The organism is Bacillus sp. JK106 (genome assembly GCF_053663355.1).
This window is the reverse complement of the sequence record NZ_JBSJQC010000004.1, coordinates 376119-398457: the sequence shown is the minus strand read 5'-3', so window position 1 is coordinate 398457 and position 22339 is coordinate 376119. Positions and strand designations below refer to the sequence as shown.

The 22339-nt window shown below is 47.3% G+C and carries 25 protein-coding genes and 1 riboswitch; of the genes, 11 read left to right on the top strand and 14 right to left on the bottom strand.

The features are described from left to right. The first annotated feature begins 72 nt into the window (after window positions 1-72). From ACWJJS_RS17350 to ACWJJS_RS17340, 3 genes are all read left to right on the top strand, one after another. The gene (locus tag ACWJJS_RS17350) at window positions 73-654 is read left to right on the top strand and encodes a TetR family transcriptional regulator (RefSeq protein WP_367069590.1); all 582 of its coding nucleotides are present in this window, start codon (window positions 73-75) and stop codon (window positions 652-654) included. Window positions 655-726: 72 nt separating this feature from the next. Further along, a complete protein-coding gene (locus ACWJJS_RS17345) occupies window positions 727-1056 on the top strand; it encodes a DMT family transporter (RefSeq protein WP_003156023.1) in 330 nt (109 codons plus the stop codon). Beyond that, window positions 1056-1370, top strand: coding sequence for a DMT family transporter (locus tag ACWJJS_RS17340; protein ID WP_102422394.1), 315 nt, complete (start codon window positions 1056-1058; stop codon window positions 1368-1370). Before ACWJJS_RS17345 ends, ACWJJS_RS17340 begins: the two co-directional genes overlap by 1 nt. Window positions 1371-1429: 59 nt before the next feature. On the opposite strand, the gene ACWJJS_RS17335 is transcribed toward ACWJJS_RS17340, so the two are convergent. The 3 genes from ACWJJS_RS17335 to ACWJJS_RS17325 all read right to left on the bottom strand — a co-directional run bounded on the left by ACWJJS_RS17335 (window position 1430) and on the right by ACWJJS_RS17325 (window position 4158). After that, a complete protein-coding gene (locus tag ACWJJS_RS17335) occupies window positions 1430-2644 on the bottom strand; it encodes a CynX/NimT family MFS transporter (RefSeq protein WP_454023742.1) in 1215 nt (404 codons plus the stop codon). Further along, complete coding sequence (locus ACWJJS_RS17330) at window positions 2634-3320, bottom strand: FadR/GntR family transcriptional regulator (protein WP_003156026.1); 687 nt, start codon at window positions 3318-3320, stop codon at window positions 2634-2636. The genes ACWJJS_RS17335 and ACWJJS_RS17330 overlap by 11 nt, the downstream gene beginning before the upstream one ends. A gap of 121 nt (window positions 3321-3441) precedes the next feature. After that, on the bottom strand, window positions 3442-4158 hold the full coding sequence (locus ACWJJS_RS17325) for a GntR family transcriptional regulator (protein ID WP_007409298.1): 717 nt from the start codon (window positions 4156-4158) through the stop codon (window positions 3442-3444). A gap of 177 nt (window positions 4159-4335) precedes the next feature. Next, a riboswitch (purine riboswitch) is annotated at window positions 4336-4435 on the top strand. A 54-nt stretch (window positions 4436-4489) separates the two neighbouring features. On the opposite strand from ACWJJS_RS17325, the gene ACWJJS_RS17320 reads away from it, so the two are divergent. Further along, window positions 4490-5650, top strand: a complete 1161-nt coding sequence (locus ACWJJS_RS17320) for an MFS transporter (RefSeq protein ID WP_015388619.1) — start codon at window positions 4490-4492, stop codon at window positions 5648-5650. A gap of 51 nt (window positions 5651-5701) precedes the next feature. Here the strand turns inward: ACWJJS_RS17320 and ACWJJS_RS17315 are convergent, their stop codons facing one another. Continuing rightward, window positions 5702-6268, bottom strand: coding sequence for a YdhK family protein (locus ACWJJS_RS17315; protein WP_191073277.1), 567 nt, complete (start codon window positions 6266-6268; stop codon window positions 5702-5704). A 196-nt stretch (window positions 6269-6464) separates the two neighbouring features. Here ACWJJS_RS17315 and ACWJJS_RS17310 point away from each other — a divergent pair, with 196 nt between their 5' ends. Then, window positions 6465-6638, top strand: coding sequence for a hypothetical protein (locus ACWJJS_RS17310; RefSeq protein ID WP_003156030.1), 174 nt, complete (start codon window positions 6465-6467; stop codon window positions 6636-6638). Window positions 6639-6690: 52 nt separating this feature from the next. On the opposite strand, the gene ACWJJS_RS17305 is transcribed toward ACWJJS_RS17310, so the two are convergent. Beyond that, window positions 6691-8049 carry a serine hydrolase gene (locus ACWJJS_RS17305; RefSeq protein ID WP_454023741.1) on the bottom strand — a complete coding sequence of 453 codons (1359 nt, stop codon included), beginning with the start codon at window positions 8047-8049 and terminating at the stop codon, window positions 6691-6693. A 136-nt stretch (window positions 8050-8185) separates the two neighbouring features. Beyond that, complete coding sequence (locus tag ACWJJS_RS17300; protein ID WP_015416934.1) at window positions 8186-8455, bottom strand: hypothetical protein; 270 nt, start codon at window positions 8453-8455, stop codon at window positions 8186-8188. A 233-nt stretch (window positions 8456-8688) separates the two neighbouring features. Between ACWJJS_RS17300 and ACWJJS_RS17295 the strand changes: the two genes are divergently transcribed. Next, the gene (locus ACWJJS_RS17295; protein ID WP_015416933.1) at window positions 8689-8943 is read left to right on the top strand and encodes a hypothetical protein; all 255 of its coding nucleotides are present in this window, start codon (window positions 8689-8691) and stop codon (window positions 8941-8943) included. Between the two features lie 57 nt (window positions 8944-9000). Here ACWJJS_RS17295 and ACWJJS_RS17290 read toward each other — a convergent pair whose 3' ends face one another. Beyond that, window positions 9001-10194, bottom strand: coding sequence for a macrolide family glycosyltransferase (locus ACWJJS_RS17290; RefSeq protein WP_454023740.1), 1194 nt, complete (start codon window positions 10192-10194; stop codon window positions 9001-9003). A gap of 139 nt (window positions 10195-10333) precedes the next feature. After that, complete coding sequence (locus tag ACWJJS_RS17285) at window positions 10334-11020, bottom strand: GntR family transcriptional regulator (RefSeq protein ID WP_060386780.1); 687 nt, start codon at window positions 11018-11020, stop codon at window positions 10334-10336. Between the two features lie 182 nt (window positions 11021-11202). On the opposite strand from ACWJJS_RS17285, the gene ACWJJS_RS17280 reads away from it, so the two are divergent. Together ACWJJS_RS17280 and ACWJJS_RS17275 are read left to right on the top strand one after the other, a co-directional pair. Then, window positions 11203-12258: a tartrate dehydrogenase gene (locus ACWJJS_RS17280; protein WP_454023739.1), complete on the top strand. Its 1056-nt coding sequence runs from the start codon at window positions 11203-11205 to the stop codon at window positions 12256-12258. Window positions 12259-12279: 21 nt separating this feature from the next. Then, window positions 12280-13185 carry an alpha/beta fold hydrolase gene (locus ACWJJS_RS17275; RefSeq protein ID WP_454023738.1) on the top strand — a complete coding sequence of 302 codons (906 nt, stop codon included), beginning with the start codon at window positions 12280-12282 and terminating at the stop codon, window positions 13183-13185. A gap of 130 nt (window positions 13186-13315) precedes the next feature. Here ACWJJS_RS17275 and ACWJJS_RS17270 read toward each other — a convergent pair whose 3' ends face one another. The 3 genes from ACWJJS_RS17270 to ACWJJS_RS17260 form a co-directional block, all read right to left on the bottom strand. Next, window positions 13316-13933, bottom strand: a complete 618-nt coding sequence (locus tag ACWJJS_RS17270) for an NUDIX hydrolase (protein WP_454023737.1) — start codon at window positions 13931-13933, stop codon at window positions 13316-13318. A 163-nt stretch (window positions 13934-14096) separates the two neighbouring features. Next, entirely contained in the window at window positions 14097-14969 is an 873-nt protein-coding gene (locus ACWJJS_RS17265; protein WP_104843127.1) for a DMT family transporter, read from the bottom strand. Between the two features lie 214 nt (window positions 14970-15183). Next, a complete protein-coding gene (locus tag ACWJJS_RS17260; RefSeq protein WP_454023736.1) occupies window positions 15184-16005 on the bottom strand; it encodes a MerR family transcriptional regulator in 822 nt (273 codons plus the stop codon). Between the two features lie 132 nt (window positions 16006-16137). On the opposite strand from ACWJJS_RS17260, the gene ACWJJS_RS17255 reads away from it, so the two are divergent. Then, on the top strand, window positions 16138-16596 hold the full coding sequence (locus tag ACWJJS_RS17255) for an N-acetyltransferase family protein (protein ID WP_454023735.1): 459 nt from the start codon (window positions 16138-16140) through the stop codon (window positions 16594-16596). Window positions 16597-16754: 158 nt separating this feature from the next. Beyond that, window positions 16755-17498, top strand: a complete 744-nt coding sequence (locus ACWJJS_RS17250; RefSeq protein ID WP_044803008.1) for a sulfite exporter TauE/SafE family protein — start codon at window positions 16755-16757, stop codon at window positions 17496-17498. 40 nt (window positions 17499-17538) lie between these two features. On the opposite strand, the gene ACWJJS_RS17245 is transcribed toward ACWJJS_RS17250, so the two are convergent. Next, complete coding sequence (locus ACWJJS_RS17245) at window positions 17539-18378, bottom strand: helix-turn-helix transcriptional regulator (protein WP_014417044.1); 840 nt, start codon at window positions 18376-18378, stop codon at window positions 17539-17541. Between the two features lie 108 nt (window positions 18379-18486). On the opposite strand from ACWJJS_RS17245, the gene fabF reads away from it, so the two are divergent. Continuing rightward, window positions 18487-19722, top strand: coding sequence for a beta-ketoacyl-ACP synthase II (gene fabF, locus ACWJJS_RS17240; RefSeq protein ID WP_043866871.1), 1236 nt, complete (start codon window positions 18487-18489; stop codon window positions 19720-19722). 28 nt (window positions 19723-19750) lie between these two features. On the opposite strand, the gene ACWJJS_RS17235 is transcribed toward fabF, so the two are convergent. Together ACWJJS_RS17235 and ACWJJS_RS17230 are read right to left on the bottom strand one after the other, a co-directional pair. Next, entirely contained in the window at window positions 19751-20962 is a 1212-nt protein-coding gene (locus ACWJJS_RS17235) for a Bcr/CflA family efflux MFS transporter (RefSeq protein WP_454023734.1), read from the bottom strand. 145 nt (window positions 20963-21107) lie between these two features. After that, on the bottom strand, window positions 21108-22241 hold the full coding sequence (locus tag ACWJJS_RS17230; protein ID WP_077721869.1) for a glycerol dehydrogenase: 1134 nt from the start codon (window positions 22239-22241) through the stop codon (window positions 21108-21110). Window positions 22242-22339 lie beyond the last annotated feature (98 nt).

Sequence of the window (22339 nt, the reverse complement as noted above, 5' to 3'; positions counted from 1 at the left end):
TTAAGGGGTGACAAAAAAGCGAATATGCGATAAAATGAATGACAGTCATTCATAAAAGGAGGAACCCCTCTATTGGCAAAACAAAGCTCGGGAAAATACGAAAAGATCCTGCAAGCCGCGATTGAAGTCATTTCTGAAAAAGGATTAGACAAAGCATCCATTTCAGAAATCGTCAAAAAAGCCGGAACGGCCCAAGGAACGTTTTACTTATATTTTTCTTCTAAAAACGCACTGATATCCGCGATTGCAGAAAACCTGCTCGACAATACGCTGGACAGGATAAAAGGGAAAACGGACGGTTCTGAAGATTTTTGGACGTTGCTGGACATTTTGGTAGATGAGACATTTCACATCACCCGGCTTCATAAAGATATTATCGTTCTCTGTTATTCCGGTCTTGCCATCGATCATTCAATGGAGAAATGGGAAGCCATTTATCAGCCTTATTATTCCTGGCTGGAAGGCGTGATCAATACGGCCATTGAACAGGGTGAGGTCATCAGCGGCATTCATGTCAGATGGACGGCCAGAACGATTATCAACGTTGTCGAGAACGCGGCTGAACGGTTTTATATCGGCTGTGAACAGGATGTCGATCTCGAAGTATATAAAAAAGAAATATTCAGCTTTCTCAAAAGAAGCTTGCAGAAATGATTGGCGGAGACCGATCATTTTTGACCGCCGTAAAAATGACTGACATTCATTCATAACTGAGGTGACTGTATCATGTATTGGCTGCTTGTATTGATAGCCGGACTGTTAGAAGTAGTTTGGGCGTCCGCCCTGAAGCATGCGGATTCGCTCTTTGATTGGATTGGTATTTTCCTTTTGATTGCCGTCAGCTTTCTGATGCTGATCCGCTCTTATAAAAAAATTCCGATGGCTGCCGCATATACCGTTTTTGTCGGAATAGGCACCGTCGGCACATATGTAACGGGCGTCATTTTAGGCGAATCGTTTTCAATCGGGCAAATATTCTTTTTGGCTTTGCTGTTGTCCGGCATTTTAGGAATGAAGGTATTTACGAAAGAAACTGAAACAAGGGGTGAACATTAATGGCATGGCTGCTGTTATTTATTGCCGGAGCGGAGGAAGTTGTAGCGGCCGTTGCCATGAAACATATTGACGGTTTTAAAAAAAAGTGGCCGCTGATTGTCATGGTAACAGGCTTTATGATTTCATTCTTTTGCCTTTCCGGAGCGATGCAGGTTCTTCCCACAGGTGTCGCGTATGCGGCTTGGACCGGCATGGGAAGCATCGGCGTTTCTGCCGTGGGCATACTTTGGTTTAAAGAAAAATTCAATCTGTCACAATTGGTGTCTCTGGGGCTTATCCTCATCGGTGTCATCGGCTTAAAACTGACAGCGTGACGGCCTGAGACAGCTTTTTAAACAAAAAACAAAGGACCCTAAACGGGCCCTTTGTTTTTTTATGCTGTTTTGATCTGTTCCGCTTTTCCCGCTCCGACTCCGAAAATGAAGATCAGAACGGAGACTGCAATCAGCATGAATAACGGAACCGTCCAGCCGTGCGTGATGTCATGCAGCAAACCGAATACAAGCGGCCCGAACGCGGCAAGCAGGTATCCGAATGACTGGGCCATGCCGGAAAGCGCCGCGGCTTCATGAACATGCCGGGTCCGCAGGCTGAAGAACATCATCGCCAGACTGAACGCACAGCCTCCCGCAATTCCGATCAAAATGACCCATAGCGGAGTGAGAGCCGGGCTTCCGAAAAGAACGCCGGCAATGCCGATAAGGAAAAATAAAGCCGTCAGTCCGGCGAGTGCGCACTGATTTTTCATTTTAGCGGCAGCGATCGGCACGATAAAAGTAATCGGCAGGACTGAGAATTGCATTAATGAAAGCATCCATCCCGCCTTACTTGAGCTGAGTCCATTCTGCTGAAGAATTTCCGGCAGCCAGGCGATGACGGTGTAAAAAATAAGGGATTGCAGCCCCATGAACATCGTCACCTTCCAAGCCAGCGGAGACCGCATCAGACTGTTTTTCTTCTCTCCGTTTGTCCCAGTCGTGCGGACGGGCAGTTCACGTCCTCGCATTTGCGGAATCCACATGACGAACGCAATAAAAGAAAGGATAGCCCAGCAGCCGAGCGCGCCTTTCCAGCCTAACCCCGCTGAAGAGGCGATCGGCACGCTGATGCCGGATGCAATCGCACCGCATAGATTCATAGAAACCGAGTAGACGCCGGTCATGATGCCTAAATTTCCGGGAAACTTATGTTTAATGAGACTCGGCAGCAGGACGTTGCATACGGCGATCGACAATCCCAACAGGATCGTTCCGAAAAAGAGAGTGCCGATTCCGGCGATGGAGCGCAGCAGAGTTCCGGCTGTCAGGACAATTAATGATGACAGTAAGACAATCTCGGTCCCGAAGCGCCGGGACAATAAAGGAACAAACGGCGACAGACATGCAAAGGCCAAAAGCGGCACTGTCGTAATGGTGCCGGCAGCCGCATTGGTCATGCCGAGGCTGTCCCGAATTGAGGAAACGAGCGGCCCGACCGATGTCAGAGGCGCTCTGAGGTTGGCCCCTATCAATATGACTCCGATGACCAGCAATATCAGTTTTTTACGATGACTTGCTTGCAGAATTTGATGTTCGTCTTCAATTTTCATGTTCATCCTCCATGTGTATTGTATCTTTAAATACTGTGATGTATTGGTTGACGGCCTCCATGGCCTGATCCGGTTTCTGTCCGATAATCGCGGCGGCAAGCTGGGTGTGGATCCGGATAGCAGGGGTGATTTCCAACAGGTTATGGACTGACGCACAAAGCGCCTCCGTCATATGCTCGTATAGATCAGAAAGCATATTGTTATGGGCCGCCTGTACAATTGTTTTGTGCAGCTTAATGTCGGCTTCGGCATACCGTTTTCGATCTTCATTTTGCAAGGCCGCTTCACATTCATCCAAGCATGCCTTCAGTGCTTTCAGGTCTTCGTCATTACGCCTTTCCGCCGCCAATCGTGCAGCTTCTCTTTCGAGTGCGTATCTGACTTCTAATGTTTCAAGCAAATTTGATTTTTTAATATGGCGGTAAAATGCCGCGCCGAGAACACTGGATGAGCTGACATACGTACCGCTCCCCTGCCTTGTCTGCAGCAGGCCGGCATGTACGAGCGCCCGAATGGCCTCACGCAACGTGTTTCGGCTCACATCAAATTGCTTCATTAAATCCAGCTCAGGGGGAATGCGCGTCCCGACCGGCCATTTATCCGATTGAATTAACGATTCAATTTGCGCCACCACTTGTTCTACGAGCGACAGTCTGCTTGTTTTGGATATCTCCATCAAAACACCTCTGAAATTTGTAGGATGATTCTATCATTGGGTAATATAACATAAAAGAAGCGACGATGTAAATCAGCGGCAACAAAAAAAGAGTGAGTTTTTCTCTCACTCTTCGGCGCTTTTATGAACGTTTTATATTGACTGAGGTCACGACAAACTTGTCATGACGGTGGCGGGAAAATGAATATTCAAAGGGAGTGCCGTTGTCCAAAAAGCCTACATGCTCGACTTCAAGTATCGGGTCATCCGGCCGGCAGCCGAGATATTGCTGATCCATGTCATCCGACTTGCACGCTCTGATTTTTCTGTGTGAGCCTGCGATTTTGAGCTGCAGTTCCCGTGTAATATGATCGTAGATGGAATGGTTGAGCACCTCGTCATTAATGCCGGGTATAAGGCTCGCCGGCATGTATGTTTTTTCAAGAACGTACGGTTCGCCTTCAACAATTCTGAGCCTCACTACATAATAGACGGGAGTCTTTTCATCGATGGCCAAATGTGCGGCGACATCTTGAGACGGAAACTGCACTTCAAACCGGATGACCTTGCTCTTGATATTTTTGCCTTTTAATAAATTGCTCAAGCCGAGAATTTCGTTGCTGACTACGTGAACGTGCTCATCCTGCATGGCTGATTGGATGATAAATGTGCCGTGCCCTCTTTTTCTGAAAAGCATCCCTTCAGCCGCAAGTGTATCAAGCGCCCGCTTCATCGTCATCCGGCTGCACCCGAACTCCGCAGCGAGCGTCTTTTCATCCGGGATCGGCTGATCTATGTCATATACACTGCTTTTAATCCTCTTTCTCATTTCGTTGGCGATTTTTTCGTACTTATTCATCGGTTTCCTCCGGCTGTATAATGTTTGATCTGTATAGACTCCTTACGGTTATCATAAATTTTTTTCCCTGCTTCATCAATGACGTTACAGCCGCCGATATTGAAATTGAAAGGATTTCCTCGAATTTTCTATGGAATCTCCCTCACTATTATGGTAGAATTTTTTGCAGAAACGGACACAGCCGAATATTGCATACATTGTATAACCTCAATGATATGGTTTGAGGGTGTCTACCAGGAACCGTAAAATCCTGATTACAAAAATTGTCCCGTACACTTTTTGTAATCAGGATTTTTTATTTTCTAAAAAATAAAAAAAGGAGTATCTGTACATGAATTTCAAAGTATTTCTGCTTGCAGCATCTACCATCGCAGTCGGTTTGGTTGAATTAATTGTGGGCGGTATTCTTCCGCAAATCGCTTCCGACTTAGATATATCCATCGTCAGCGCGGGGCAGCTGATCAGCGTGTTTGCGCTCGGTTACGCGGTATCCGGCCCGCTGCTTTTGGCAGTGACGGCAAAGGCTGAACGAAAGCGGCTTTATTTAATCGCACTGTTTATTTTCTTCCTAAGTAATCTGGTCGCTTATTTCAGTCCCAATTTCGCTGTTCTTATGGTGTCACGGGTGCTCGCTTCCATGAGCACAGGGCTGATTGTCGTCCTTTCTTTAACGATTGCTCCTAAAATCGTGGCGCCTGAATACAGAGCGCGGGCGATCGGCATCATTTTCATGGGGTTCAGCTCCGCAATCGCTTTAGGCGTGCCTGTCGGTATTATCATCAGCAATGCCTTCGGATGGCGTGTTCTGTTCTTGGGAATCGGCGTATTATCTCTCATTTCCATGCTGATTATCAGCGTCTTTTTTGAAAAAATACCTGCTGAAAAAATGATTCCGTTTCGTGAGCAGATCAAGACGATCGGGACCGCCAAAATTGCCAGCGCACATCTTGTCACCTTGTTTACATTGGCGGGGCATTACACACTCTATGCCTACTTTGCGCCATTTTTGGAAAGAACGCTTCATTTGAGTTCCGTTTGGGTCAGTGTATGCTACTTTTTGTTCGGTCTGTCAGCGGTATGCGGCGGCCCGTTCGGAGGCTGGCTGTATGACCGTTTAGGAGCATTTAAAAGCATCATGCTTGTGACCGTTTCTTTCGCTCTGATCCTGTTTATTCTTCCGCTGACAACGGTTTCTTTAATCATTTTCCTGCCTGCGATGGTGATCTGGGGATTGCTCAGCTGGAGCCTTGCGCCGGCGCAGCAAAGCTATTTAATCAAAATTGCGCCTGAGTCTTCCGATATTCAGCAAAGCTTCAACACGTCCGCTTTGCAGATCGGCATCGCGCTCGGGTCAGCCATCGGCGGCGGCGTGATCGGACAAACCGGTTCTGTCACAGCAACAGCCTGGTGCGGCGGTTTGATTGTCATTATCGCTGTCGCTTTAGCTGTATTCTCTTTAACGAGACCTGCCTTGAAAAGAAAATCCGCATAAATGTGAGACCGCAAAAAAGCCAAAGGAGTTCCTTCGGCTTTGGCGGTCTTTTTATTTTGCGGCAGCAAGCTCGTCTTCTGTCACCCATTTATGATTGGTTACTTTTTGGCCGCCGTCAGTCGGTGTATAGTCGACCATATAAACGGTTGTCTTTTTGGCTGAATCAATAACGGCTTCGGCGCCCTTCATGCCTTTCATATGGGATGCCTCGATCACGGCCTTGTCACCCGGTTTTAACGTTTGATCACCGGCGCCCTTCAGCTCTTCCTGAATGACCCATTTGTGATCTTCGACGCGCTTTCCTCCCGTTTCCGGAGTGTAAGATACACTGTAAACCGTTGTATCATAAGCACCTTTTACGGTTCCTTGCGCATTTTTCATGCCTTTCATATGAGAAGCTAAAATCATGACGTCACTGCCGACTTTATAAGTCGGATTTTCGGCCTTCTTCAAACCTTTCGGCACCTCGGATGAACCTGAGTGATTCATGTCTTCGTGAGAGTGCGTTTCATTGTCTTTCGCTTTTTCGCTTCCTCCTGAAGATTGGCTGTTGCATCCGGCAAGCGCCAGAACGGGGATCAGGAGAAACATGCTGAATAAAAATAGTCTCGCTTTCATTTCAAGAACTCCTTTGCCTTTTTGATTTTTCATTTTCCCTTTCGTTTCTTCGGTAAAACAAAAAGATGGCCTGTCATTTCTCCTAATTCTTCAACTCTCTCTTTATTGCCTTTTATCAGGTGAAATTGTTCACAAAATGTACACATTAATAGAGATGCAGTATAATTTAATTATCAGATAATAGGGGGAACTCATCATGAAAACGAAGGTTTTTGCGGTGGTATTGGGCGCTGTTTTAATGATTGCGGGGTTGGTTTTGGCAGAAGTTTCGCTTTATATGGAATACATCACAATGGTCGGAGCTATGATTTTTTCTTCTATATTTATGTCAGAGCCGAAAAGAAAATTTCGCGTCATTAAAGGGGTTTGACTTTTCTATTACCGCCGTCTTCTCAGGACGGCGGTTTTGTTTTGCATGTCAGTCAGTCTATCCGCAAAGCCGTTTCTTCTGTGCCGTCCTGATATAAAACGAAATGCGGGGCAGTTTGTACTTTATCACCTGCAAATTCAATTTCAAGCGGCAGCGCCCTGACAAAATAACGGGTTTCCGTCATTGGGAATAATTCGAATGGTGTCTGCCCGTCTATTGCAAGATACAATCGGTTTTCTTTTACCGTCACCGATGCATGTGTGTCATCCTGAAATGAGTAATTGCCGGTAAATCTGCTGTAAATCGCAGGATCGATATCTGCTTTTTTCTGATCCGCCGGACGTTTCGGAATCACGTATGGCTGATCAAATAAGATGTTTACGGCCGCGGCAATCACAGCTTGTTCAAATTGATACGATTGTTCCATATTGCTGAGATAAATCAGTGTTTTGTTCTGGTCAATATACCGGATCATCAGAGTTGAATAGCCCGGCCAGCCTCCGTCGTGACTGATAACCTTCCCTTTTTGGCGGCTGTTTTGAATCATCCAGCCAAATCCGTATCCGAATTGCTCTTCTTCATTCCAATAGCCCGGCGTAAACGCTTGATCTTTAGACTCTTTGCCGATGATTTCTTCCGTATAAAGAGCCTGATCAAACAGATATAAATCTCTAATAGTGGAGTTAACGGTTCCGTCACCTTGAATCCCGTCAAGAAAGACGACATAATCGGTTTCCTCAAGTTCATCCGGCAGCACATATTCTCCGGAATGAACATCATACACATAGCCATATGCATAGTTCGGAATGTTTTCTTTACTCAGCCTTCTGTTATAAATCCGCGTATCATGCATACGAAGCGGATGAAATACGGCTTGTTTCATAAATTCAGCAAAACTCATGCCTGATACAATTTCTATAATAACCGCTAACACCGCATACCCCGTATTACTGTAAAGCCAATCCTTGCCCGGCGGGAAATAAGCATCCGGTTTATGCTGCTTAAGCATATCGATCACATCTTGATTAACGGCAATTCTGTCCCGGTCCCAATGTGTTAAAAATAACTCCATATAGTCCGGCAATCCTGACGTATGATGGAGTAGTTGCCGAATGGTAATGCCCGGATAAGGAAAATCAGGAAGCCACCGCTCTATCATATCGTCATAACGCAGCTTCCCTTGCTGCTCTAAAATGATAACGCCTAAAGCTGTAAACGGCTTCGATACTGAGGCCAATTCAAAGACCGATTGGTCATTCAGCATCCTCTTTGTTTTCAGTTCTGCAGCGCCGAATGAACCCTGATATAAGATGCGGCCGTTTTCCGCTGCCAATACAGCTCCGTTTATTTCATGTCTTCCGTCTAAAGTGCTGAAAAGCTGTTCAAAAGCTTGTTTTTTCTTATCGTTCATTTCACGAACCTCCATATACAAGCTGATTTACTCTTTTATACGAACAGCCGCTTTAGAAGTTTCAATATTTTTCCTTGCTGGAACACCAGTCAGTAAACTGCCGTTCAGGCAGCCGCGGGGGTTTGATGAAGGTCTTTTATTCGCACCATACTGTGCAGGCTTCGAACTCAACATGCTTCTCGTCTTTTTTTGCACCGGCAATTTCCATAGTCGAAAACATCGCACAGACGACGGCTTTGTATTCGTTCATGACGGTTTGAATTTCAATCAGAAACCGTTCGGATGAAGCCGCGTATTCCGTTACGTATTCTTTCATTTTGCCGATAATATCATCTGCCTGACGGATGAAGCCGGCCGCCTCCAAGTCACTCTCAAACTGGTTTTTGTTGATCATATGAATATGCATTTTTCAAGGCCCCTTTCAGCAGCGTTTTGTGGTTATATCCACTGTAAAGGACAGGCTTGGATAAACTTTTAATAAAATATGAACAAAATATGAATTGGCTCATCGGCCTGACCGGCGGGCTTTCGGCTGTGCTCCGTTTCATTTGGACTACCTGAAATAATGACTTCTTTACTCTATGAAAAACAGCTCATATATGATCTAATACCAGTAAAATGAACGTTAGGAGGCGGCCTATGTCAGCAGCAGGAAATCGGCAAAAATTTTGGGTCATGGCGATGCTTATAGCGGTCTTTGCCGTGTTTGTTTTCTCTTTTTCTGAGAATCATTCACAAAAGAACTGGCACACGGCGGTTGACCAGGCGTCAGTGAATGTCTTCGGCCAGCAGATCTTTGAAAAAGACCGTCTGGCAAAAACACTCGACGCACGTGAGGCAGAATCTCTTCTGACTCTTGTGAAACTTGCAAATGAAGAACATCACATCATCTAAAAGCCATTATAAAAAGCCTGTTTCCCTTTGGCAGAGGAAACAGGCTTTTTCCATGTATTATTGAGCATGTTTTTGTTCAATAAACCGGTCGATCCGGGCCAGAACATCCTTCATGTCCATACATTCTTTAAAGCTTTCATTAATGGCTTGAATGCCTTGTTTGTATTTTCCGTTATGCAGCACTTCTTCCGCGGCAAGCTTTACCTTTTCAGCGCTCACTTCATCTTTTTGCACTGTATAGCCTGCATCCAATTCAGTCAGGCGGCGCGCAACCATCGGCTGGTCTTTATCATGCGGAATAACGACCAGCGGCACTTGATAATGAATGCCTTCATTTACACTGTTCATTCCGCCATGCGTGACAAACACGTCGGCCTGCTCCAGCACTTCAAGCTGCGGCACGTACGGGGCGATGATAAAGTTTTCGGGCGCCTGTTTGATTTTCGACAGATCGGCTTTTTCCCCGGCGGCAATGACTACTTTTCCTTCAAAATCTGAGAACGCGTCTATGCACAGATTGAAAAACGCTTCCGTGTCCCCGAGCACCGTTCCCATTGAGATATAAATGACTTTTTCATTCTTTAATGAGTCAATCGGGAAGTCGACGCGCCCTTTTCTCTTCGGAAAACTCGGACCGATAAATAAATACTCATCTCCGAATGTCTCACTTTCGGGCTGAAAATATCTGCTTGTATAGACGACGTTCAATTCACCTGTGTTGTTCATAAATTGAACCATGCTGTCAGGGGCGACACCGTATTTGTCTTTCATCTCGGCCAACAGCTCTTCACATTCCCTGTCCGGCTGAAACGGCACGCCCGATTCCGGATGGAGCGGCAGTATTTTCAGACGGTCTTCATTGAACAGGAAGGATGCTGAAGAAGAGATGCCGGGAATGTTGAGATAATCCCGCACCAGCTCTCCCGCACCGAATTTATCATAATAGACGGCGTCGAATTGAATGTCCTCTGCCAGCCGCTGCACAATATGTAAAATCTCCAGTGACGTTTTGATATGAACCTTTAAAAATGCAAGTATGCCGGACAGACTGCCGGGATCAATGGGTGTCATTCTGAGCAGATCGCTGTGAAGATGAACTTTCGCTCCTACTCCTTCCAGTCTGCTTTTGTATTTTTCCGTTGAGATATAATGAACGTGATCGCCCCGTTCGCTGAAGGCCTTTGTCATACCCAAAGTCGGGTTTACGTGTCCTTCTGCGGGAAAATTGATCATCAGAATATGTTTCGCCATTTTTCAAACTCCTTTGCCTTTTTTGCGTCTCTTCCATATCCATCATAAATGACGCGGAAAAAATCATGCAAGGAACATCCGTCAGGTCTTTATGACGGTTCGATGACATCGGCAAAAAAGACAAGGCTTTTCACCTTGTCTATCGTGATGATTCGTCTGTTTCTCCCGCTTTGAGCACGCCTTTCAGATGTTCTTCATCATGCTTGAGATGCTCCGTCATATATTGCACGGCTTTTGTTTTATCGCCCTTTTTTATTTCTTCAAAGACTTTCCGGTGCTCATGCAGGATAACCTCCGCACGGTCATCTCCTTTAAAATTAAGAACTCTGCAAAAATGAATCAGCACATTGACATGCTCAAGCAGCATGGCCAGCCGGCTGTTGCGGCTGAAATCCACAAGAAGCCGATGAAACGACTCGTTTAAGGAAATAATCTCAGTCTCTTTGACGCCTTTATTGATGGCTTCTTCCGTCTCCCGCAGCTGTTTTTCAATGAGGTCAATTTCACTCTCAGCCGCTTCATCAATAACCAGTTCGACCGCCAGTGATTCAAGTGACATTCTGATTTGATAAATCTCTTCAACATCCTTAACGGACAAAGAATAAATGACAAAGCCGTTTCGATCGTCTGCTGTCAGAAGCCCGTCCTTTTCAAGGAGCCGCATGGCTTCTCTGACCGGCGACCGGCTGACTCCGAAATCCTTAGCCAGCTGAGTCTCATTCAGCCGTTCACCCGGTTTAAAAATCCCGTCAAATATCATTTTTTTCAATTGGGAATAAAATTGCAGATAATACGGGATTGGCTTATCTAATTTAAAATTATCCATCTTTCCTACCTCTTCATACAATTTAGGCCTTATTGTTACCAAGATCATATAACAGTTTATCTATGGAAGCAACATTCCCGAGCTTGCCAGCATATCGGATGTGCCGTAATATGGAATTATAGCGAACGACGGTCGACGGTCTGCCGTAAACCGAAAACAATTCATTCAGAGGTGACGGAAACATGAAAACATACAAGATTGCCAGCATACCGGGGGACGGTGTGGGGAAAGAAGTCGTTCCGCAAGCGGAGCGGGTGTTGAACGCGATCGCCGAATTACATGGAGGCATTGCCTTTGATTTCACTTCTTTTCCGTGGAGCTGCGAGTATTATTTGGAGCACGGGACTATGATGCCGGATGATGGACTAGAAACGTTACAGCACTTTGATGCTTTGTTTTTGGGAGCGGTGGGGAATCAAAAACTCGTCCCCGATCATGTTTCGCTGTGGGGGCTGCTCATCAAGATACGCCGGGAATTTGAACAGGTGATTAATGTGCGGCCGGCGAAGCTCCTGTCGGGAATCACTTCCCCCCTCGTAAACCCGAAAGATTTTGATCTAATAGTCGTCCGCGAAAACAGTGAGGGCGAGTACAGCTCTGTCGGCGGCAGAATTTATCAGGGTGAGGACGAAATCGCCATACAAAACGCGGTCTTTTCCCGCCGGGGTACAGAAAGAGTGATGCGGTATGCTTTCGAACTAGCGGCAAGTCGGCGGAAACACGTCACAAGCGCGACGAAATCAAACGGTATTGTTCACTCGATGCCGTTCTGGGATGACATCTTTAAAGAGGTCAGCCGGGAGTACGCCGGGATTGAGACGGATTCCCAGCACATCGATGCACTGGCGGCCTTCTTTGTCACGCAGCCGGAACGCTTTGATGTCATTGTCGCTTCGAATCTGTTCGGAGATGTGCTGACAGATATCGGCGCGGCGATTATGGGAAGCGTCGGAATCGCTCCCGCAGCCAACATCAATGTAAACGGCAAATATCCTTCTATGTTTGAGCCTGTTCACGGCTCCGCCCCGGATATTGTCGGAAAAGGAATTGCCAATCCTATCGGCCAAATATGGACGGCGAAATTAATGCTCGATTCATTCGGAGAAGAGGAACTGGGCCATCTCCTCTTACAATCTATTGAAACGGTCACAAACAGCGGCATTCTGACTCCTGATGCCGGCGGAAAACATTCAACGGAAGATGTCACTTCCGCTATTATTTCTCAAATAAACAAATAACATTTTATGAGGAGAGAGAAAATGGATTCTTTTCGTGAACAATTTGAAAAGCATGTGACCCATGATTCAATTGAGGTAAATGGCATCCGCCTTCATTACGTCTTTACGGGAAAGGAGGATGCTCCCCCCGTCATTCTCCTGCACGGCTTTCCGCAAAGCTGGGTGACGTGGCGTTATGTGATTCCGACGCTTGCCGCTTCTCATAGAGTCATCGCAGTTGATCTGAGGGGCTACGGCGATTCTGAAAAGCCGAGCGGCATAAACGGCTATGATAACAAAACGATGGCAAGCGATATACAAGGTCTGATGCGCCGCCTGCATATACAAAAAGCGTTAATTGCCGGGCATGACAGAGGCGCAAGGGTAGCAAGGCGGCTCGCTTTAGATGCGCCGGAGCTGGCGGCAGGCCTTGTGCTCATTGACATTATGCCGACTGAATACGTCTATGATTCTTTGACGGCAGCTGAAGCGGCAAAAAAATACTGGCACTGGACATTTCAGGTCGTTCCCCATCTGCCGGAAGAATTAATAAAAGGAAAAGAAGAGGAATATCTTAGATTTTTATTAAGCAGAGGTGACGGGCTTTTTGACCTGCTGGCATCAGACGGCGCCTGGGACCGGTACTTAGCCGCCTGGAAGCAGCCCGGCGCTGTTCAAGCTGCGCTTAATGACTACAGAGCCGCTTATCAAATTGATTTGCCGAGATATCGTTCAGAAAAGGAATCACAGAAAAAACTGGATGTTCCCACGCTTTTGCTGTGGGGAGAAAAAGGGAACTTAGCCGGCCTTCCCGTGCTTGACACATGGAGAGAATCAATTCGTGAAGTCAGCGGATATGAGGTAAAAGGCTGCGGCCATTATGTCCCCGAGGAAAAACCGACAGAAGCTGCCCGCAGGATTATCGATTTTTCAAAAACGGTTTTTTAAGGGGCGCACCACACCGAAACAGGCAGACTCTTAAAACCCGGCCTGATGATTTACCTTCTCTATCACAGGCCGGATCATTCATAAGTGAAATGGTGCTGAACCAGTTCCTCTCTTTTTCCTGCTTGCTGCCTTAATCAAAATAAACGGGTTCGTCCGGATGTTTGAGATATGCGAACATCTTTTTAATCTGACTTTCCGTATTGCGGGCTTCAGATAGCAGCGGCAGTTCCGTTTCCGCAAAAAAGCCGGCCGCGCTTGTTTCCGTTCCCTCCCTGAGCCGGCCGCCGATGATCTCGCATCGGATAAACACTTTGTAAACGTGGGCGGCGGACGGCGGATGGGAATGGCATTTCTTATCCATTACAGCTAACAGTTTAACGGGCTTTACGTCGATTCCCGACTCCTCTTTTACTTCTTTGACAGCGGTCTCGCCCGGTGAAATCCCGATATCAGCCCATCCGCCCGGCAGCGCCCATCTGCCGTCGCTTTTCTCTCTTACCATTAATATACTCTGATCTTTAAAAACTGCCGCTCTGATATCAACTTTCGGAGTGGGATAGCCCGTGTCACCGGCGAATACGTCTTTGATGATCCTTTTGTCGATGCCGGTATGATGCGCCATGATATCCACGCTTATTTTTCTTATTTCTTCAAATCTCTCAATATCATATATGTCTTTGGAATAAGCCAGCCCCGCTTGCGCCGCGGATTGAAGCTGTTTTGCCCATTCAAGCCATTTTGGCTCCATTTTTTCACCGCCTTATGTTAATTGACGAAACCCCGAATTGCACCTTGAGAGTACCGGTGCCCATGATCCGTTTCTGCTCCTTGTTTTCTGTTTATGGCGGAGCGAATCCTGCCGGGAAATCAGAAAAAAGCCATTCATTTGCTGAATGGCTTTTTTTCATTTTCTATTTTTCTTTCATGACGAGAACGACGCCTGAAACAATAAGGGCCGCCCCGATCCAGAAGGTTCCTCCGATCGTCTCTCCCAGCAGCAGCCAGCCGAGCAATGTCCCGGAAAGCGGCTGAAAGAAGAAAAACAGACCGCCGCTTGCCGCATTCAGCAATTGCAATCCGCGATTCCAAAGCATGAACGCGCAGGCGGTTGAGATCACACCCAGATATAAAAGTCCGCCCCATATCTCAGGCCGGGCAAGCTGAGACAAAGGAATCTCCCGAAGCGGGCCCGCTGTAAACGGGGTCAGGATGACAAATGCGACGCAAATGGAATACGTTGTGACGACAAGCGGTGAGTAATGGCCGGGAACCCGTTTCATCAGCACGGACATCAAAGCCCATGTCAGCGCCGCAGCCAGAAGCGAGAGACCGCCGAGCTGGCTCGACATATCGAGATCTCCGTTCCCCACAATGAGCAATACTCCGATCGTCGCCAGCCCTGTCGATATTCCTTTTTTCAGCGTTAACCGTTCTTTCAGCATCAGCCGGGCAAATACAACCATAAATGCGGGAGTGGATGCCGTAATAATCGCACCCATCTGCGCGGTTGATAATTTCGTGCCGATTTCCTGCGTGACGATCGAAATCGTGTTGCCGATCAATCCGATCGCAGCGATCAGTAATAAATCACGTTTATGAACTTTCCAGGATTGGCGTGTAAATAAACTGAGAATCAAAAGTGAAAGAAGCGCCACCGCATATCTCAGCCATACCAGTTCAAGCGGCGGAATGACCGCTACCACTACTTTTACGACGACATACATACCGCCCCAGATACTGGCGGCCAATGCCAAATAAATCGAACCGAACAATGTATTTTTCAATTGATGCACCCTCCGTTATCATATTAGGTCACGTCATATGCCCTAACGGAGAGAAGCGCAGTCACTTTCCTCCATTAAGGGCGGAGAAGTGCTGCCGGTACATCATGTTCAAATAAGGGCGCTAGAAACATATCGTTTTTCACCTCAATTGCAATCTGATTTTTCTCATTATACAAGGTTTGTCAGAAGACGTAAATGAACGGCGGCATCGGCTTTATCGATTGCGGACTTCCAGCTGGATTCTTGTGATCTGATTGTCAAACCCGTCCGCCACAACCTCATCAAGCATATATTCTTCATATGCATAATCGCCCATTTCCAGCCCATACTCTTCAATAAACTGCATGATGCTGCGGTAAGCCGCTTCCGCTTCATCCCCTATTTGGTACCCGACGGCATAAAGCCCTTTCGGCTTGATATGGAGGTCTCTATTCTCTATGCCTCCTTCTGTCTTCATATAAAAATGGGTGTAGTTGTAGAATTCTTTTTTCAGAATCTGCTCCCGCGCAAACAGTCCGCCGACCGGATGTCCCTGATCGAGTTCATGTACCCGCATATAGCGGATCAATTCGGAAATGGCGGCAGTGTATTGCCGTTCTGGCAAATGGAGTACGGGTCGTCCTATCATAAGTGTCTCTTCATCTAATCGTTGCAATGAGACGGAGGAGAAGTCTGTCTCCAAAGCTTGTTCGGTCAGCCTCACCTTTGTCTGAATCATTCTTTGCAGGTGCTCCAGCTTTTTGATTTTGCTTTCGATTTCTGAAGATTTCTCTTTTAAAAGCGTGATGATACCTTCGGGGGTTTTGTCTGTTAAGAGCGGTTTGATCTGCTTCAAGGACACCCCGACCTCCTTAAACAGACCGATGACCTGGAACAGTTCGAATTGATGATAGGAATAGTATCTGTATCCGTTCGCTTTTTTGATTTCCGGAGAAAGCAGGCCGATCTCGTCATAATGGAACAGGGTTTGTTTTTTTACGTGGCACAGTTTTGCAAATTCACCCGTTGTGAAGTATTTTCTGACGTCTTCGCTCATAATGCCTCCTTGACTATACGGTAACCATATCCTTTATGATGATCATTGTATCCGAGAGAAGGCTGATTCACAAATGGCTTACGAAATGAAAGCTTTACCGTCTCAGAAAAAAGCGGAAGAGGAGTATCAAGTATGACGATTGAAATCAGAGCAGTCACGGAAGAGAACCGTGCCGATATACTGGCGCTTCATGTAAGGGAAAGCCAGACTTCATTTATTGAAACCGCGGAAGAGTGCTTACAAGATGCTGAGGATTGCCGGCATTATCAGCCGGCCGGTCTTTATGTTAACGAGGTATTGGTCGGCTTTGCCATGTACGGATGGTTTCCGGAATATGATGAGGAAAATGAAAACGGCAGAGTGTGGCTTGACCGTTTTTTTATTGATGAACATTATCAGGGACGTGGATTGGGCAGGCTGTTGCTTGATGCCCTTATCTGCCATCTCGTTCGAATATATGAGTGCAGACGGATTTATTTAAGCCTGTTTGAAGATAACGTGCACGCATTGCGGCTTTATCAAAAATTCGGCTTCTTATTCAATGGAGAGCTGGACTCAAACGGGGAAAAAGTGATGGTGAAAGAGCTGTAAACCCTCTGTATAAAAGCGATTCGTCTTCTTGCCAATCCCTTAAATTTGAGGTAACATAAAGATATTGGACGACGGTCGACGGACTACGGTCGATTGTTAAAAACCTGATAAAGCGGATCTGAACATGGTGATCAGGCATCTAAATGGAGGAGAAGATTGTGCTTATTATACTCGTTATGTTTCTTCTCGGGATTATTCTCGGGTTTATCGGCGCGGGGGGAGCCGGTTTTGTCATTGCACTTTTAACTATACTGTTTCACGTACCGATTCATACGGCTTTGGGCACCTCCCTCGCCGGAATGGCTTTCACAAGTTTATCGGGGGCTTTCAGCCACTACCGTGAAGGCAATATTCAGATGAAGATCGGCCTCATCGTCGGCGTTTTTGCGGCATTCGGTTCGTTTTTCGGGGCAAGGCTTACTTCCCTTATCCCCGCAGATTTGCTGCATTACTTAACGGCCGGCATGCTGTTTTTATCTGCTCTGCTTATTTTAGTCCGGTTATTTATTGTAAAAGAAACACAAGAAGATTCCGGACGGCAAAGCAACCTGAACATATGGGTGAAAGCCGTTGTACTCGGTATCATCGCAGGAATCTTGTCCGGAACGTTCGGTATCGGCTCTGCTCCTTTTATCCAAATCGGCTTAATGATTCTTTTGCGCTTATCCATCCGCCAGTCGGTCGGCACCACCATGCTTGTCATTATCCCGCTTGCGGTCGGCGGAGGACTCGGTTATGTGACGGAAGGATTTGTCGATTATATGCTGTTGGTCAAAGTGCTGATCGGAACGATGTGCGGCGCATATGTCGGAGCGAAATTCACCAACCTCGTGCCGAAAGTCATTCTGAAATCAGCCATCTTTTTAACACCGGCCATCGCCGGTTTGATGCTTTTATTTTAAACTGAAACGGGAGGCGGCCGCCTCCCGTTTTTTCTGTTCTTCACCTGTTTTCGAAGAGCTTTTTCAGCTTTGCTTCCGTTTCGGTATGATCTACCGGCGTATACACACTGCAGCGCAGATCACTGTTGCCCTGAACCTGAAATGAAGTCAGGTTAAAGACCATTTTTCCCGCCTTCGCGTGGCGGAACTCAATTAATACTTCGGGTGCCGAGCTGACTTCGCTCTCATTCCACAGCGTATGAAATTCCGAATACGTTTTCTCCATTTCTTCTATAAACTGAGAATACCACGTATCAGCTACATACTGGCCGTAATACGTTCTGAAAATGGCGATGAATCCTTTCACAAAGTGCTCCCAGTTCACGGCTAAACTTCTTAATTCTTTTCTGGAAAACAATAGCTCTATGAGATTCCGTTTTTCAGGAGGAATTTGTTCAAAATCTAAAAACACGTGAGCCGCGGCCTGATTCCATCCTACGATATGACACCGCCTGTCCGAGATAATGGTGGGGCAATAACGGAGCTCCTGCAGGATTTTTGAAAGCGACGGGCTGATAACCGCTTCTTCCTCCGCGGTAAACGGCTGCTTCACGCCCTCCTCAATGGCAAGCGCGTATAAATAATTTCTCTCATCTTTATTAAGCTGCAGCGCATCTGAAACCGCGTCCAACACGGCTGCGGACACTTTAATGTCTCTGCCCTGCTCCAGCCACGTATACCACGTGGTGCTTACGCCGGCTAATTGCGCGACCTCTTCTCTTCGGAGTCCGGGCGTTCTTCTCCGTGTGCCCATCGGCAGCCCGGCCATCTGCGGAGAAATTTTGGCCCGCTGCGTTTTTAAAAACTCTGAGAGCGCCTGCAATCTTCCTTCTGGTATCATACCGAATCTCTCCTCTCTTACCCTGGTATTTATTATACTAGGATAATCAACAACTTGTAATAGGATAATTGCGAGTTACAATAAATACATACCGAAGGAGGAATGACCATGAAAAGAGTTGTGATCACCGGAATGGGAGTGATTTCACCTCTCGGCAATGATGTGCATACATTTTGGAAACACCTGACGGAAGGAACATCGGGAATCTCTCTCATCGATTCGTTTGATGTCTCCGGCTCCAAGACAAAAATAGCCGGCACCGTCCGTGATTTTGACGCAGAAGAAAGATGGGGCAGAAAAGAAGCGAGACGGCTTGACCGTTTCAGCCAGTTTGCTTTAGCGGCAGCGGAACAGGCGCTTGAAAGCTCCGGGATTCAGCTCGATCAGATTGACCGTGAACGCCTCGGCGTGTACGTCGGCTCGGGAATCGGCGGCATCACGACTTTGATTGATAACGTTCATACTTTAAATGAACGGGGAGCGCGAAAAGTGAGCCCGAGCCTTGTCCCCATGATGATCTCAAACGCGGCCGCCGCTCAAATCAGCATCAGATTAGGCGCGCTCGGCCCCTCACTTTCTCCCGTCACCGCGTGTTCCATCGGCAATACGTCGATCGGGGAAGCATTCAACGCCATTCGGAATGATGACGCAGATATTATGTTTGCCGGGGGAGCGGAAGCGGCGATTACGAATTTGTCATTAGCCAGCTTCGGCAATGCCCACGCGCTGTCAGCGAGAAACGAAGACCCCGCCGCGGCCAGCCGGCCGTTTGACGCGGATCGCGATGGATTTGTCATGAGTGAAGGCGCGGGCATCTTAGTATTGGAATCATTGGATAGCGCAATCGGCAGAAATGCCCCGATCCTTTGTGAGGTGCTCGGCTACGGCGCAAGCTCTGACGCGTATCATATGGTGGCCTCCCATCCGGAAGGGACGGGTGCATACCTGGCGATGAAAAATGCTTTGAAAAAGGCAAACGTTTCAGCGGAAGACATTGATGTCGTAAGCGCCCACGCGACAAGCACAAAAGCCGGAGATCTTTCTGAAACATTGGCCATCAAGACATTATTCGGAGAGCTTGCGTATGACATTCCGGTTACGGCCAACAAATCAATGCTCGGCCACATGCTTGGCGCGGCAGGCGGCGTTGAAGCCATCGCTCTGACAGAAAGCCTGAGACACGGCATCATCCCGCCGACGATCAATCTGCAGCACCCTGATTCGGCATGTGATTTGGACTATGTGTCAGACGGGCCCCGCCATCAATCGTTAACGATCGGCCTTTCCAACTCATTCGGCTTTGGCGGACATAATTCGGCGATCGTGCTGAAGAAATATGAATAGCGGGCATCAAAAAAAGGAGTGAATCATTTCACTCCTTTTTTGCTTTCTCCGGTTTTGTTGTTAAGGCGAAAAAAGCGATGGAACCGATAACGGATGTCGTGAACATAATTGCCCCCATCGGCACGGCCGTCGCTTCATTCATCCCCACAAGCGGCGACACGATGGAACCGAGAAGAAGCGGAAGCATGCCGAGCAGTGCGCTTGCGCTTCCCGCGCGGTGTCCCTGCTTTTCCATCGCCAATGTAAAGGTGCTTGTCAGCGTCATGCCGATCGTAATCATATAAATAAAAATGGAAATCACCAGTGCCGCCAGCGGCCCGTGAATGATCGTCATGACGAGCAGAACGGCAGTCGCCGTCATCGCTGTAATCACGCCGATTCTCAGCAGGCTTTTTTCGTGAATGATCCCGCCGAAACGGCCGATGATAAAGCTTCCGGTAATGATCGCCAGACCGTTTATGCCGAATAAAACACTGAATACCTGAGGCGATACTCCGTAAATATCCTGATACACGAAAGGCGTTCCGGAGACATACGCAAAGCTCCCGCCGTGAATAAAACCGACCGTCAGCGCATAGCCGATAAATGACCGATCCTTCAGCAGGCTTCCCATTGTCCGCACGGAATTTCCGATGGAGCTCGGAATCCGCTTTTCCGGCGGCAGGGTTTCTGTCAGCTTGAGCGCAATGATGAGAACAAGCAAAAACCCGATAAAGGTTAAAAACAGAAAAATCGTATGCCATGATGCAAACGGAAGCAATAAAATCGCGCCTCCCGTCATCGGCGCCACCATCGGCGCGACGGCGGTAATGACCATCAGCAGCGAGAAAAATTTAGAAAGCTCTCTTCCCGTAAACACATCTCTGACGATTGCACGGGATAAAACGAGTCCCGCCGAAGCGGTGAATCCTTGAAGAAAACGGGCAATCACCAGTGTTGCAATGTTCGGTGCAAGCGCGCAAAACAGAGAAAACAAAGCAAATAAAAAAATACATAGCAATAACGGTTTTCTTCTTCCCTTCGCGTCACTTAACGGGCCGACAACAACCTGTCCGATTGTCAGTCCGATCAGACAAGCGGTTAAACTGAGCTGGACAAGCGAAGCGCGGGCGCTTAAATCTTCGGCGATTTCAGGGAAGCTCGGCAGATACATATCTATATTGAGCGGCCCCAGTATCGCAAGCATTCCGAGTAGAAAAGCCAGCGCAAGCCGCTCCTTACCGGTCGGATTACGCAGCATATCGTTCCCACCTTTCCTTTGTCAATCTCTCAAAACATTTGTATATTGTATCATAATTTTTTCTTTATTTTTAAAAGTTTTCAAAGGGCATAAAAAAACCAAGGGCTGTAACAGCCCTTGGTTCCGGGTCACGCGGTAAAAGGTTTTACGCGTGTTTTTCTTTAAATGCTTTTGCGTATTGATCAGCCGCTATAATGGCATCCGCCACGTCGTCAGCCGTCACGTCAAAAGCGGCATGAATCGTTTCTTCTTCAATCGTCGCGGCTTCTGCCACTTTCATAATGTCCTCTTTAGATGCGTCTTTCAATTTGATGTCTTCAAGTGTGATAGGCAGCCCTAAGCTGATATAAAACGCGATATACCGCTCAATTTCCTCAAGCGAACGTTTTTCCAGCGCCAATTGAACGAGCGTGCCGAATGCCACTTTTTCACCGTGGGTCAAGTGATGGATTTCACCTTCAAGCGCGGTAAATCCATTATGAATGGCATGTGCCGCAGCTAAGCCGCCGCTTTCAAATCCCAGTCCGCTCAGAAGTGTATTGGCTTCAACCACCGCTTCCAATGCAGGCGTAACGGCTTTCGCTTTCACAGACTCATAAGCGAGACGGCCGTATTTGAATAATACCGCTTCACATTTTTCCGCGATAGCCTCTCCGGCGATTGTCGGAATTCCGCCTGCCATCGTTTTACCGCCATTGGCGATGACACTGCGCGCCTCTATCCACGTCGCCATCGCATCGGCAATCCCTGATGCTAAAAAGCGCGGCGGAGCTTCCGCGACGATTTTCGTATCGACCAGAACCAAGTCAGGATTCTTATGATAAAAACGATAGTTTTCGAACGCGCCTTGTTCAGAATACACGACAGACAGCCCGCTTGTCGGAGCATCCGTTGAAGCGGCCGTCGGCACGATAACGGTGTAGCCGTTTATTTCATCTGATACGGCTTTGGCCGTATCAAGCGTTTTACCGCCGCCGACTCCGATGACAATAGTCGCCCCTGCTTTTTCTGCGATGCCGGCAATTCTTTTCATTTCTTCCTGGGAGGCTTCGCCGTTGAAAACCGCCTCTTCAGAAGAGATATTGCTTTTCTTTAATTCAGCCGTCACTTTATGGCCCGCGATATCCCATACGGTTTTGTCCGCGATGACGACGGCTTTTTCACCAACGCCCTCCAGATGTCCGCCGATTGTTTCAATGGCATTTTTTCCCTGCACGTATTTGGCCGGACTGATAAAAATTCGTTCCAATGTCATCATCCCTTCTTCGTTGTCTCTCATTACATTTCTCTTATTGATAGAGCAGAAATGAAAACTCTTCTGATATCATTCCTCGTTTTGATTTGATTCAAACCTCATATACACTGCTGAAAAATCAA